This is a genomic window from Acinetobacter sp. S40 (genome assembly GCF_016624705.1).
In the GTDB taxonomy this organism is placed as follows: Bacteria; Pseudomonadota; Gammaproteobacteria; order Pseudomonadales; family Moraxellaceae; genus Acinetobacter.
In genome coordinates this window covers 13,381-26,937 of record NZ_JACVTU010000015.1, presented here as the reverse complement: position 1 = coordinate 26,937, position 13,557 = coordinate 13,381, and the positions used below count along the sequence as shown (strand labels likewise).

Annotated in this window: 17 protein-coding genes; 9 read left to right on the top strand and 8 right to left on the bottom strand. The window is 39.7% G+C overall.

Annotated elements, in window-relative coordinates; all coding sequences use genetic code 11:
- Positions 1–7 precede the first annotated feature (7 nt).
- Entirely contained in the window at positions 8–1,063 is a 1,056-nt protein-coding gene (locus IAE19_RS14320; RefSeq protein WP_200461587.1) for an NAD-dependent epimerase/dehydratase family protein, read from the bottom strand.
- A gap of 337 nt (positions 1,064–1,400) precedes the next feature.
- Here IAE19_RS14320 and ftn point away from each other — a divergent pair, with 337 nt between their 5' ends.
- Positions 1,401–1,865 carry a heteropolymeric bacterioferritin subunit Ftn gene (gene ftn, locus IAE19_RS14315; protein ID WP_200461586.1) on the top strand — a complete coding sequence of 155 codons (465 nt, stop codon included), beginning with the start codon at positions 1,401–1,403 and terminating at the stop codon, positions 1,863–1,865.
- A gap of 46 nt (positions 1,866–1,911) precedes the next feature.
- Here ftn and IAE19_RS14310 read toward each other — a convergent pair whose 3' ends face one another.
- A complete protein-coding gene (locus tag IAE19_RS14310; RefSeq protein WP_200461585.1) occupies positions 1,912–2,496 on the bottom strand; it encodes a peroxiredoxin in 585 nt (194 codons plus the stop codon).
- A gap of 144 nt (positions 2,497–2,640) precedes the next feature.
- Here IAE19_RS14310 and IAE19_RS14305 point away from each other — a divergent pair, with 144 nt between their 5' ends.
- The 6 genes from IAE19_RS14305 (at position 2,641) to bioD (ending at position 7,728) form a co-directional block, all read left to right on the top strand.
- On the top strand, positions 2,641–2,991 hold the full coding sequence (locus IAE19_RS14305) for a DUF6176 family protein (protein WP_200461584.1): 351 nt from the start codon (positions 2,641–2,643) through the stop codon (positions 2,989–2,991).
- Between the two features lie 42 nt (positions 2,992–3,033).
- Positions 3,034–3,756, top strand: a complete 723-nt coding sequence (locus IAE19_RS14300; protein ID WP_200461583.1) for a hydrolase — start codon at positions 3,034–3,036, stop codon at positions 3,754–3,756.
- Positions 3,757–3,853: 97 nt separating this feature from the next.
- A complete protein-coding gene (bioA, locus tag IAE19_RS14295) occupies positions 3,854–5,191 on the top strand; it encodes an adenosylmethionine--8-amino-7-oxononanoate transaminase (protein WP_200461582.1) in 1,338 nt (445 codons plus the stop codon).
- Entirely contained in the window at positions 5,178–6,335 is a 1,158-nt protein-coding gene (locus IAE19_RS14290) for an 8-amino-7-oxononanoate synthase (RefSeq protein WP_200461581.1), read from the top strand. Before bioA ends, IAE19_RS14290 begins: the two co-directional genes overlap by 14 nt.
- Positions 6,326–7,090: a malonyl-ACP O-methyltransferase BioC gene (gene bioC / locus IAE19_RS14285; RefSeq protein ID WP_320159426.1), complete on the top strand. Its 765-nt coding sequence runs from the start codon at positions 6,326–6,328 to the stop codon at positions 7,088–7,090. The genes IAE19_RS14290 and bioC overlap by 10 nt, the downstream gene beginning before the upstream one ends.
- On the top strand, positions 7,087–7,728 hold the full coding sequence (gene bioD, locus IAE19_RS14280; protein ID WP_200461579.1) for a dethiobiotin synthase: 642 nt from the start codon (positions 7,087–7,089) through the stop codon (positions 7,726–7,728). Before bioC ends, bioD begins: the two co-directional genes overlap by 4 nt.
- 65 nt (positions 7,729–7,793) lie before the next feature.
- On the opposite strand, the gene rluB is transcribed toward bioD, so the two are convergent.
- Genes rluB through IAE19_RS14265 form a run of 3 tightly spaced genes read right to left on the bottom strand, consistent with a single transcriptional unit; the run spans position 7,794 to position 10,143 of the window.
- A complete protein-coding gene (gene rluB / locus IAE19_RS14275) occupies positions 7,794–8,723 on the bottom strand; it encodes a 23S rRNA pseudouridine(2605) synthase RluB (protein ID WP_200461578.1) in 930 nt (309 codons plus the stop codon).
- 41 nt (positions 8,724–8,764) lie between these two features.
- Entirely contained in the window at positions 8,765–9,355 is a 591-nt protein-coding gene (scpB, locus tag IAE19_RS14270) for an SMC-Scp complex subunit ScpB (RefSeq protein WP_200461577.1), read from the bottom strand.
- Positions 9,352–10,143 carry a segregation and condensation protein A gene (locus IAE19_RS14265; protein WP_200461576.1) on the bottom strand — a complete coding sequence of 264 codons (792 nt, stop codon included), beginning with the start codon at positions 10,141–10,143 and terminating at the stop codon, positions 9,352–9,354. The genes scpB and IAE19_RS14265 overlap by 4 nt, the downstream gene beginning before the upstream one ends.
- A gap of 256 nt (positions 10,144–10,399) precedes the next feature.
- Here IAE19_RS14265 and IAE19_RS14260 point away from each other — a divergent pair, with 256 nt between their 5' ends.
- A complete protein-coding gene (locus IAE19_RS14260; RefSeq protein WP_200461575.1) occupies positions 10,400–11,122 on the top strand; it encodes a GNAT family N-acetyltransferase in 723 nt (240 codons plus the stop codon).
- Positions 11,123–11,149: 27 nt separating this feature from the next.
- Here IAE19_RS14260 and IAE19_RS14255 read toward each other — a convergent pair whose 3' ends face one another.
- The 3 genes from IAE19_RS14255 to IAE19_RS14245 form a co-directional block, all read right to left on the bottom strand.
- Positions 11,150–11,419 carry a hypothetical protein gene (locus IAE19_RS14255; protein ID WP_200461574.1) on the bottom strand — a complete coding sequence of 90 codons (270 nt, stop codon included), beginning with the start codon at positions 11,417–11,419 and terminating at the stop codon, positions 11,150–11,152.
- A 17-nt stretch (positions 11,420–11,436) separates the two neighbouring features.
- Positions 11,437–12,054, bottom strand: coding sequence for an L-threonylcarbamoyladenylate synthase (locus IAE19_RS14250; protein ID WP_200461573.1), 618 nt, complete (start codon positions 12,052–12,054; stop codon positions 11,437–11,439).
- Positions 12,055–12,184: 130 nt separating this feature from the next.
- On the bottom strand, positions 12,185–12,847 hold the full coding sequence (locus tag IAE19_RS14245) for an elongation factor P hydroxylase (RefSeq protein WP_200461572.1): 663 nt from the start codon (positions 12,845–12,847) through the stop codon (positions 12,185–12,187).
- A 95-nt stretch (positions 12,848–12,942) separates the two neighbouring features.
- On the opposite strand from IAE19_RS14245, the gene IAE19_RS14240 reads away from it, so the two are divergent.
- Positions 12,943–13,503: a YceD family protein gene (locus IAE19_RS14240; protein ID WP_200461571.1), complete on the top strand. Its 561-nt coding sequence runs from the start codon at positions 12,943–12,945 to the stop codon at positions 13,501–13,503.
- Positions 13,504–13,557: the final 54 nt, after the last annotated feature.

Sequence of the window (13,557 nt, the reverse complement as noted above, 5' to 3'; positions counted from 1 at the left end):
CTAATGTCTAACCGCGTTTTTTAATCACACCATCATCCAGCAATTGTTGGAAATGATCACAAACACTTTCACGAATATCCCGGTAACGAATGCCAAGATCTTCCTGACTACGTGTCGCATTAAAGTAAATTGGATAGCCCATATTGAGTTTTACAAATTCACGTGTATATCCCAATAATGGAGAAATCAGGGAAAAAGCTGCTTTTGGAACACTAAAGTGTGGAAATGGATAACGATAACCAAAACGTTTGGTCAGCGCCTGACCCATTTCAAGAAGACTTAAGCTACCGCCAGAAATGATATACCGTCCATTGGCATTCGGCGATAAAGCAGCTGCAACATGGGCATCGGCGACATCGCGAACATCCACAATTCCATTCCACATCGGAGGTACACCAAACAGAGTCACACCATTGGCAAATTGTTGCAATAGCTCAATACTACCTGATTGGCTGGAGGCGGTGAGTGATGGTCCCATAACTAACGCAGGATTAATACAGACCAATGACCAACGATCTTGCTGCTTTGCCATTTCCCATGCTTTGCGTTCAGCTGCAACTTTTGAATAAGAATAAGGTTGATGCGTTTCATTACTGGTGGTGTTCCAGCAACTTTCGTCAAACTCATTGTTTGGTGTATCTTCAATTTCAATCGCGTCCCCATAAGTCGCTGCAATACTAGAAGTGACCACAACACGTGTAACAGAAGTTGTTCGGTTAACTGCCTCAAGGACATTCATCGTGCCGTTTACTGCGGGTTCAATAATATCTTTTACTGCATCTTTATAATTGGTAATCACAAAAGGAGAGGCTGTATGAATTACAATTTCACAGCCCTGCATGGCTTGATCAAAAGCATGAGGTGTTAATAAGTCTGCTTTAAAGAAATAAATCTGGCCTGAGGATTTTTCTGCAATCTCGGTGAGATGTTTGAGTTTTTCTGTTTTGGATGGGTCACGAACTGTGGCATGTACGATATGCCCTTGCATGAGTAAGCGTTCAATAATCCAGCCAGCCACATAACCTGTGGCACCTGTGACCAAAATGGGTGTGTTCTTATTCATATTTCCGCCTATTGATATTTTAACTGACTTTTATTTAACGAAATTTTCGTGAAGATACAATCATGGCAGCATATATTTTCACGAAAATAAATGAAACAAGAAGCATTGTCTTTAGTTACAAATTTTAAAAAGTATAAATTTGTGATTGATTTGTCTTTTATTGAAAGGATGAAATATTGCAAGTTTCTATTTTTTCACAATAAATTTTTCCAATTAAAACTGTAAATGCGTATGTTTCTCATTTTAATTTTATAAAAATCATAAACTTACACTATTTTTGCTTTGCAATCATTTTTAAACTTGACCATAATAAAGCCATTCAAGAGGAGAATTACAAATGCGCGGCAATCCAGAAGTCATAGACTATTTAAATATGTTGATCGGTGGCGAACTGGCTGCCCGTGATCAATACCTGATTCATTCACGTATGTATGAAGATTGGGGCTTGAGTAAAATTTACGAACGTATCGATCATGAGATGCAGGAAGAAGCTGCTCATGCTGATGCAATTATTCGCCGTGTCTTATTTCTTGAAGGTACGCCGAATATGGATCGTGATGATATTGTTACGGGTGAAGATGTCGTATCTTGCTTAAAAGCAGATTTGGCACTTGAATACCATGTTCGTCAGAAGCTTGCAGACGGCGTGAAACTATGTGAAGAAAAGGGTGATTATGTCAGCCGTGATATGCTTCGCACGCAAATGTCTGATACAGAAGAAGATCATACTTACTGGCTAGAAAAGCAGTTGCGTTTAATTGAATTGATGGGCTTACAAAACTATATTCAATCTCAGATGTAAAATTGAGAATAAAAAAACTCAGCAGAAGCTGAGTTTTTTATTTTTATCATTTTTTCTGTTGTAAGCGTTTCACATCTTTTAGAACCTCATCGGCATGATTCTGAGTGTCGACACTACTATAGTGATAAACCACCGTGCCTTTTGGATCAATTAAAAAACTTTCTCTTTTGGCGATTTTTATAAGACCTAAATTTCGAACAATACCAAATTTTTCAGCCAATTGGTGATCACTGTCGGCCAAAATAGGAAAGGGAAGCCCTAGTTTTTCCGAGAACTTTTTATGTGAGGCGACATCGTCAAGACTGACGCCCATGACCACTGCATTAGATTGAGTAAATTGAGGAGCAAGCGCTTTAAAGCGATTTGCTTCCTGCGTACAACCCGGTGAATCATCTTTCGGATAAAAATACAGAACTAGCCATTTTCCTTGAAAGTCCTTTAATTGATGCCATTTTCCATTTTGATCCTGTAATCGAAAATCAGGCGCGGTCTGACCGACCCATTGTTTTTGATCCGTACTGGATGTTGAAAATACATTTTTTTCAGCATGAGCGAGATGACTAACTCCAATTGCTAAACTGAGGCTAAGCACACTCATCTTTAATATTGTTATTGTACGCATCATTTTCATCTTTATTTAAAAGCCCGTTTGTAAAAGACTACGTTGCAGTTTAACAAAATCGACTCCGAAATGTGCTAACAAATACTTTTGCTTTTGTGAGAGGTTGTGTTCATATGAGGTGAACGAAAACAAATCAAGTGAGCAACGCATAATATGGATATCGGTTTGGCGCTGATTAAATTAAAACCTGATACATGGCCAAAGGTTAAAGAATGGCAACAGAGGCTTCAAGAACATAAAGAGCAAGCCATACAAACGCTGCAAGCCGAAGGCGTTATGATTGAATCATGGTTTTATACACAGCTTGAAGGGCAGGATTATTTAATCGCTTATATGCGAGCAATTGACTTAATTAAAGCCCAACAGATTGCTAAGAGTAGTCCTTTTGAAATTGATCTGATTCATCAGCAAGTTAAATGTGACTGTTGGGAGAACGTGATTCCAGCAACTTTTTTGGTTGATTTGGATAACAATGAGCAGCCATGCAATCAAATCGCTGAGTAAAAATGGTTATACTTTTCTAGATTAAAGATACTGAGCACGACATTGAAACAAAGAATTCTACTGATCACAGGCTGGGGTGGTGGTGAACAGCTATTAAATCCATTGAAACAGTCACTTGAACAACGTGGCTATCAGGTTGAACTGAGCAATATTTTTAATGTGCTAGATGAAGAACAATTAGCGCAATTTGTACAACACGCAGCCCAGTTTGATGTTATTGCGGGTTGGTCACTGGGCGGAGAGCTGGCGATTGTTTTAGCCCATGAAGTCTTTAAACAAACAGGAGAGGCCAAAACTTTAATCACGATGGCGTCTAATCCCTGTTTTGTTGCCACTGATAATTGGAAACATGCAATGTCGGCTGATGATTTTATTCAGTTTAGACAATCATTTAACATAGATCCAGTTGCAACCTTAAAACGTTTTGGGCTGCTTGTAACAAAAGGCGTAACAACAGCCAAATCCGATTTTAATAAAATGCAAAGCTTATTACATGCGCAACCCATGTCGTTATTAAAGCAAGGTTTAGATATGTTGGAACAACTAAATCTGGTTAATATCTTAAAAAACTATACAGGTTATCAGTTGCATTTGTTTGCTGAGCATGATGCATTAGTTCCATACCAAGTTAGCTATGATATGCAAAAAATAGCAGCAAAATTTATTCAGGTTGTAGAACTAAAAAACACTGCTCACAGTTTTCCTTTTGTTCAAGTTGAACTCACTTGTCAGGAACTGATTCATTTTATGGAATCGTCAGTTTAAGCTTTAAACGAAATGGTGTTTATCGCAATTTATTTTCAAAGTCTGCAGGTTTACCATGTAGTACCGTGTAAAAAAAGCAAGTCAATGGAGTAAAGGGATGAGTGATCAATTTGATTTGGAGCATATCTGGCATCCTTATACCTCAATGCTTAATCCCTTACCTACTTTTAAAGTGCAACGTGCCTATGGCGCGACTATTGAACTTGAGGATGGACGTCAGTTAATTGATGGAATGTCTTCATGGTGGTGCGCGATTCATGGCTATAACCATCCTGGTTTAAATCAGGCAGTGACGCATCAACTTGAAAAAATGGCGCATATCATGTTTGGTGGTTTGACTCATGATCCAGCGATTGAACTAGCTAAATTATTACTCAAAATTACACCGCCGTGTCTGGACAAAATTTTTTACGCAGATTCAGGTTCTGTCGCCGTTGAAGTTGCCCTAAAAATGGCAATTCAATATTGGTCTTCAAGGGCGGGATCTTCAGAAGTAGAGTCTTCAAAATCTGGAGCAAAACAGGTTCAAGTTGCAAAGACCAACTTTATCACTACGCGTTCGGGTTATCATGGCGACACATGGAATGCTATGTCAGTCTGCGATCCAGTGACAGGCATGCATCAGATATTTGGCGAAAGTTTGGCAAAGCGCTTTTTTGTATCAGCACCACAAAGTTGCTTTGAGGGAGAATGGAATCCTGCTGAAATGGATGAAGTTGAGCAAATGCTTAAGCAACATCATCATGAATTAGCTGCATTTATTATTGAACCAATTGTGCAGGGTGCAGGTGGAATGCGCTTTTATCACCCTGAATATTTAAAGCAGTTACGCAAGTTGTGCGACAAATATCAGTTGTTGCTCATTTTTGATGAAATTGCTACAGGTTTTGGTCGTACCGGAAAACTCTTTGCTTGGGAACATGCGCAGGTAGAGCCAGATATAATGTGTATAGGCAAGGGGTTAACGGGGGGATATATGACCTTATCTGCCACACTCACGACCAAACACGTTGCAGAAACCATTAGTCGTGGCGAAGCTGGTGTATTTATGCATGGTCCAACGTTTATGGCAAATCCTTTGGCTTGTGCCGTTGCACTGCGAAGTACACAGCTTTTAGTGGAACAGGATTGGAAAGCTAATATTCAGCGTATTTCGGAGCAGTTACAACAATTACAAATATTGTCAGAGTTAGAATATGTAGCAGATATTCGTATTTTAGGTGCGATTGGTGTAGTCGAACTCAAGCTCAATGTGGATATGAAAACTTTACAACAACAATTCGTTGAACGCGGTATCTGGGTGCGTCCTTTTGGTAAGTTGGTATATGTGATGCCACCTTATATCATCTCCGAAGCTGAGTTAAATTTTCTTTTGGAGCAACTTATCGAGGTTGTACAACAGATGTATGCTGAGGTGGCGCATGGCATTGCTTGATCATTATCAACAACAACTCGACCAATTAAAACAAACGGGAAATTTACGTCAGTTCAATGCTAATCAGCAGCACGGAGCTTATATCGAAATTGCTGGGCGGAGAATGTTAAATCTTTCTTCCAATGATTATCTGGGTTTGGCCTCACACATTCAACTGCGTGAAGAGTTTCTGGATCAGCAACCGATTCAGCGTTGTTATTTTAGCTCATCTTCATCTCGCTTACTGACAGGTAATTTTGCGGAATATGAGCAGTTTGAAGCCAATCTTAGTCGGGCCTTTTTAGGTCGTGCAGCCTTATTATTTAATAGTGGCTATCATATGAATATTGGGATTTTGCCAGCTTTAAGTGACAATAAGACCCTGATTTTGGCGGATAAACTGGTCCATGCCAGCATGATCGATGGAATTCGTTTATCATCTGCCAAATATGTGCGTTATCGTCATAATGATTTACTTCATTTAACTCAATTGATTGAAAAATATCATGATGATGCCGAAGTTGAACGAATTATTGTGGTGACTGAAAGTATTTTTAGTATGGACGGTGATGAAACTGATTTGGCTGCATTAGTTCGCATTAAACAACGTTTTGCTAAAGTCATGCTTTATGTGGATGAAGCGCATGCGATTGGTGTTCGCGGCGAACAAGGTTTGGGCTGCGCTGAACAATATAAAGTAATTGCTGATATTGATTTACTGGTTGGCACGTTTGGTAAAGCCTGCGCCTCAATCGGTGGCTATTTAATTTGCGATCCGATTATTCGCAGTTATTTAATTAACACAATGCGCCCATTGATTTTTAGTACAGCTTTGCCACCGATTAATGTTGCATGGTCTGATTTTATTCTTAAAAAAGTTATGGCGGCAAATAGTGAACGCTTACATTTGCACAAAATTAGTGAATATTTACAAACTGAGATTGTGGCCAAAGGCTATAGTAGCCCATCGACAAGTCATATTGTGCCCATTCTCATTGGGCCAAGTCAAAAAGCTGTGGAAAAGTCAAAAAATGTACAGCAGCATGGTTTTTATGCAATGCCCGTTCGTCCTCCAACTGTTCCACAACATAGCGCACGCTTGAGAATTTCATTAACATCACTGATTCAGCCCGATGATCTGCAACGATTGGTAGAGTGTTTGTGAATCTAAATAAATCCTTGATTGCTCAGCGTTTTGCCAAAGCAGGCCAAAGCTATACTGAACAAGCGGTTATACAGAAGAAAATCTGTCAGCATTTATGTCAATTAATGCAGGCATCTTGTCCAAAACATTTGCCTGATATTTTAGAAATTGGTTGCGGATCTGGAAATTTAACGCAACAAGTGGCTGCCAATTTTCAGGTGGAACAATGGCATTTAAATGACCTGTATCCCCAAGTACAACCCCATTTTCAAAGTGATTTGCCAATTCAATGGATGATTGGGGACATTGAAACCCTGACTTTACCTCAGCATTTAGATGCGATTGTATCGAGTTCGGCAGTGCAATGGATGACTGATCTGTCTGTGTTATTGGCACGTTGTCATGCCGCATTAAAAAAGCAGGGTTGGTTATGTTTTTCAACTTTTGGTCCTGATAATTTTACCGAGATCAAACAGCTTACAGGGCAAGGTTTGCAATATTGGTCTATAGATGACTGGCGGCAACAGCTTGAACAATTAAACTTTGAGATTGTTGAACTAAGTCAGCAATATTTTTATATGCAATTTGAGACGCCGAAAGCCGTATTAAAACATATTAAAGCCACCGGTGTGACGGGAACATCCGTACAACAGCAACGATGGACAAAACAATCATTAACCGAATTTTATCATCGTTATCAACAGTTCCAGTTGGAAAATGGTTTGTATACCTTAACCTATCATCCTGTTTATTGTATCGCACGGAGAAAAGCATGAGCGCTTCAGTTTATTTTGTTAGTGGGATTGATACAGGGATTGGGAAAACCTATGCCACAGGCTATTTAGCGAAACTTTGGAATGCGCAGGGACAATCTACTATTACTCAAAAGTTAATACAGACTGGCAATGTTGAAATCTCCGAAGATATTGAAAAACACCGTGAAATTATGGGAACAGGCTGGTTATCGGAAGATCATGATAAGTTGACCATGCCTGAGATTTTTAGCTATCCAGCTTCTCCACATTTGGCGACGCAACTTGATGGTCGAGAAATTGATTTTGATAAGATTGAGCAGGCGACTGAAGCCCTTAAGCAACGCTTTGATGTTGTGCTATTAGAAGGTGCAGGGGGGCTAATGGTTCCCTTAACCACAGAACTACTGACGATAGATTATATTAACCAAAAACATTTGCCTGTAATTTTGGTAAGTTCGGGACGTTTGGGAAGTATTAATCATACTTTATTGAGTCTGGAAGCCCTGAAACAGCGCGAGGTGTCACTTTTTGCTTTAGCTTATAATCTCAATGATGAATCACAGGATGAAATCATTTCAAAAGATACGGCACAATATTTAAAGAACTATCTCAAACAGCATTTTCCTGAAGCGAAGTGGATAGACATCCCTAAAATGTAAAAGGTAAAAATAAAAGAGCCCATAGATGGGCTCTTTTATTTTTACGTTATCTAACGACTGAGGACTTAAAACTTTTTAAAGGTTTTATTTTGACTAAAGCTTTTACGTTGGCCAAATGGTTTAGGTGAATTTTCGGTTTGATCATCTGTATCACGTTTTTGTTGACGTAAATAGCCTCCACGACGTGCAGCCAGTGGTTTTTCCACCATACGTTCAGTACGGCGTTTTGCCATACCATACAGGCCAGTGCCTTGACGTGGTTTAAGTTCGACCAATTTGGTCAGATTATCAATATCTGCTTTATCCAGTTCCATCCAGCGACCAGTACGCAATTCACGTGGTAAAATCACAGTGCCATAACGAGTACGCAATAAGCGGCTGACTTTTAAGCCTTGTGATTCAAATAAACGACGTACTTCACGGTTACGTCCCTCTTTGACTACAACTTGATACCAGCGGTTAATCCCATCACCACCCAGCTCCGAGAATGACTCAAACTTGGCTGGTCCATCATCTAGAACCACACCATTTACTAAAGTCTGGCGGATTTGAGGGGTAACTTCACCCATGACACGAACAGCATATTCACGTTCAACTTCGTTGGAAGGATGCATTAAACGGTTGGCAAGTTCACCATCATTGGTAAAAAGTAATAAACCTGTACTGTTAATATCCAGACGACCCACCATGACCCAGCGATCATTAGCAATTTGTGGCAGATGCTCGAATACCGTTGGACGTTGCTCTGGATCATTGCGGGAACAGATTTCACCTTCAGGTTTATAATAAATCAATACACGACGACGAATTTCATCTTCGACCTGAAATTGAACTTTACGACCATCAATACGCAATTCATCACCTGGTTCGATTCGTTCGCCTACTTGCGCAATCTGACCATTGACACTGACGCGACCTGCGGCAATAACCTCTTCCATATATCGACGTGAACCGAGACCGATTCGCGCTAATACTTTTTGCAACTTTTCACTCATGACAGCACAACCTTAGAAATAATTGTCAACAGTTCACCTATTCAAGACTTGGCTGCATTTGCATCCAATGTCATGAAAGCTTCCTTGGCATCCTGTAGGGGAGGCAATTGACCTAAAGATGCTAGGCCAAAAGCGTTCAAAAATTGGGGCGTTGTAATTAACAACGCAGGTCTTCCGGGTAAATCTCTAAATCCCGATTCTTTAATCCAGTTCCAGTCAAATAATGTACGCAAAATTTGACTATTATTCGAAACACCACGAATCTGTTCAATATCGGCACGGGTAACTGGCTGATGATAAGCAATCACGGCAATGGTTTCGAGCAGTGAGGGCGAGAGCTTAGTCGGACGTTCGGGCCAGACTTGGGTGATTATATTACGATATTTTGATCGAACCTGAAACCGAAACCCTTGAGCAGTTTCAATGAGTTCAATTGAACGCCCATGTTGTAATACCGCAAGTTGTTGTAAAAACTGGCGTAATTGGGGTTTATTATATTGATCCTGAAACGCTTCTTTTAATCTGGCAAGCGAAACTGGAGTATCACTAGCAAACAAAATGGCCTCAATTTGTAATAATACATCATGATGCATGTCTTCGGGTGACATTATTGATTGCTGTTCGAGACTCATACATGCGCTCCCTGAATGGAAAGCTGAGTTTCAATACCTGTACTGATGATTCTAATCTTTTGTTGGCGGGTTAGTTCTAGAACAGCCATGAATGTGACCACCATTCCCATACGACCCTGCATTGGATTTAATAATTCATCAAATACCAGCACATATCCAGATTCAATTTTTTCCTGAATAAAAGCGATACGCTCTTCCAGCAACACTGCTTCTTGTTTAACTGTATGCATCACTGGTTCGGGTCGATTAAATACGCAAAAAAGAGCATCGCGTAAGCTTTCAACATCATACCCCTCATAAACCGGTGCTGTATGGCCTAAACCGACATTGGGAATAAAAGTATCCCGATCCAGTACAGGGAATTGTCCTAAACGCTCTGCAGCTTGTTTGATACGTAAGTAAGTTTCCAGACGGTCAATTAACGCCTGCTTAGGATCTTTTTCCAATGTGATCGATGCGGGTTTAGGAAGAAGCAAACGCGATTTGAGATCAGCCAGCAATGCGGCCATTACCATATAGTCCGCAGTGAGCTCAATATTGAGAGATTTCATCGCATCCATATAGGATAGATATTGGGTTGCAATAGGGGCAATATCCAGTTGCAATAAATCAAAACCGTTTTTTTGAATGAGATAAATCAGAAAGTCGAGTGGTCCCTCGAAATGTTCAAGTAAAATTTCAAAAGCAGCAGGGGGGATGTATAAATCTTCGGGGATGACTTCTTGCCATTCGTCTAATACACGAATTTGCGTCAAAACTTCCGAGGAGTTATTCAAAGCTTGATTCATTACAGTTATAGGCCACGCGAATTTTCAAAAGCATGAATTACTTTAGGCATATTGAACACAAACGCCATAAAGAGGGAGGAGATCAGAATGTATTTTATTCTAATAGAAATTCAGAGTTTAATAAATTGTTAAACGCATCAAAACCGTAAAAAAATAAGCACTATTTTATGTCTAAATAGACCGTGTTTTATGTGATAGTGTTATTTTACTAAAAAATATCAGCTTATTAATATTGATTATTCAGGGTAAAGTAAAAATGAAAGATTATTTAAAATCCGAGTTCAATGCTTTTCAGCAACCTGTTGGCACCCCGATTAGACAATTATTACCGGTAACATATCGCCATGAGCGATTAATAGGGCAGTTTGTTGAACTAATTCCTATTAACGATGACCGCCCTAATGATCTGGAATTGGAACAGCTTTGGCAAACGCTAAACACTGAACCAGATGCACGTTGCTGGACATATCTACCCTATGAAGGTTTTAGTAATCGTAATGAACTAAAATATGCGCTGCAAACGGTATTTGGTTTTCATCCTTCTTACCATTATTTGATTAAAATGAATGGTGAAGTCGTCGGTTGGATTGCATTGCTAAATCCGCGTTTGACACATGCAGTGATTGAAGTCGGGAATGTTTATTTTTCGCATCGTTTAAAGCGTACGGTTGCGGCGACAGAAGCTGTATTTTTATTGCTTAAAAAATGCTTTGAGCAGAATTTTCGACGAATCGAATGGAAGTGTGATGATTTTAATGAACCCTCCAAACGCGCTGCATTACGTTTCGGTTTTTACTTTGAAGGATTATTCAGACAAGATAGAGTCACAAAAGGGCGTAATCGTAATACGGCCTGGTTTTCAATTATTGATGAAGAATGGCCAGAGTTGAAAGCTGTTTATGAAGCGTGGTTAAGTCCAGATAACTTTGATCCGCAGGGGAATCAAAAACAGCGTCTAATCCATTCGCGATTACTTTAATTTTAATAATTTATGAGGGATTATAGGTTAGATTTCATCAAGGACGTATTCAATCACACGCTGGTATTGATCTCTATAGCACACGTTCTGGTGTTGTGAATCTTCTAGCATTTCTTTTGCGGTGGATATATCTAAAAAATACTGAAAATTTAAATGATGTTCATTCATCTGGATTAAGTTTTGATTCGATGCTTTAAGGACTTTGGCTTCAGATTCCAAAGTCCATGGTTGAGCAACATAGATTATTTCATCATCTTGATAGAGGCTAATATTCAGTAAAATCTGAAATAAATCCATTGTTCATGGGTCCTTACTTATTCAAATGCAGTTACATCTCCCGCCCCTTGGCGAATAACTTCAGGATGGTCTCCTGATAAATCTACAATGCTGGTAGTCGTAAGTGTACCGAACCCACCATCGATAAACACATCAATACGTTTAGCCAATTGATTTTCAATGTCGTAAGGATCATCGAGTGGATCTTCCTGACCCGGTAAAATCAAGGTGCTGGTCAAAATCGGTTCACCAAGCTCTTGTAATAATGCCTGACAGATGGGATTGGTGGGAATACGCAATCCAATCGTTTTCTTTTTGGGATGCATCAAACGTTTTGGAACTTCGCTAGTGGCGGGCAAAATATAAGTGGTAATTGAGGGGGTGTTTGCTTTAAGCAGACGATACATCGCATTATCGACTTTAGCATAAGTTGCAATATCTGATAAATCACAACACATAATCGCGTATTGATGTTTTGGGCCAAGGCCACGAATTTGAGCAATTCGTTCCATGGCGGATTTATTGCCAATTTGACAGCCAATTGCATAAGCTGCATCAGTTGGATAGACCACCACATCACCTGCGCGAATACGTTCAACTGCCTGATTAATCAATCTAGCTTGTGGATTTTCTGGATGAATATGCAAATGCAACATGTCTGGATCCTCCTGAATAAAATGTTATTGTTGTAAAGTGACACTTTTATTCAATTACATCGTCTATTTAATCACATTGAATAGCTTTAATAGGTGACTACAAGTTGAGGTTATGTAATTGAATGCAGATTTAATCTAATAGAGCGCGGCTAAATTCATCGGCCTGTAATGTTTTTCCATGGCGCGTGCATAAACAAATACATTCAATAAAATAAGCTGCATCACGTGGGAGTTTGGTTTCACCTGAAAAAAAAGAGTGTACCTGAGCAAAAACATGATCTTTAAATCGCATTCCATCTCCGCCATCACCCGTTAGGTTATCTAAAGATACACGAAATTTCCGGCCAAAAGCGGTTGAAAATAACCATTCAATGGCTTGGGGTTTAACTTCAACCTGTTCAAAAAGTTGTTGCTGTTCAAGCGTTCTCCCATCTGGCGCATACCAATACCCCAAATCAGGTAATAAACGCCTTTTCGCTCCAGCAATCGTCCAATGGCTAATTTCGTGCAATGCACTATTAAAAAAACCATGGGCAAACTGGATTTTGGCTGGCGCTTGATTTTGGGCAGGGAAATATTCTGGTTCAAAATCTCCTCTGATCAAAGTCACATTTTGATGGGAAAACCAGTGATTAAAGTGTAAAATAAGCCAATCAACCTGTTCATGTTCTGTTTGTAGGCTTTGCCACGGTGAGAGTTGCACTGTATTAGACGACAGGGCAGACTGATGGGTTGAATGGGTGCTAACAAGTGATGAAGTTGTTACTTCAGGTTGCGGCTGCAACAGATGCATTGCTGTGTTACCATGAGTTCTGTCTAAATTAGTACAAAATTGTATCTTAATCTTTGACAGAGTACCGATGAATTTGTAGAATTGCCGCCTTAATTATGTCAGCAAATACCTTTCCGGCACAGATTGAGCCGTTTAAATGGGCTGAACAAGGCTTTACATGGTCAGGAACACTGCCATTGTCTCGCTTTGCTCGTATTGCTCGTGAAGCTGTTGGATCAATTGATGATCAATTGATCTCTATAGACTGTAAGCTATCAATGGATGCGTATCATCGCGTTGTATGGCTGAATGGTCATGTTGAAACAAAAGTCCCATTGGAATGTCAGCGTTGTCTGGAACCTGTGGAGATTTCTCTTGTTTCAGATTTCCATTTAGCATTGATCGATGATGAGTCACTGATAGAGCGCTTGGATGAGGATGCTGATTTCATCGTCTTGGGCGAAAGTGAATCTTCAACAAAGGGTGATTTTGCCACTCCTGCCACTGTTGATTTGCTTTCTCTAATAGAAGATGAATTGTTATTGTTGATGCCTTTGTCTCCTAAGCATGTGTCTTGTGAGCATAAACATCAACCAGCCGTTCAGGACGTTGTTGAAGAAAAACGTGATAATCCGTTTGACGTATTAGCAAGTTTGAAAGGCAAACTTAATTCATAACACAATTTGTGTTATTATGTTGAGTTAAGACAACTGAATTTGTTCTGATCCATT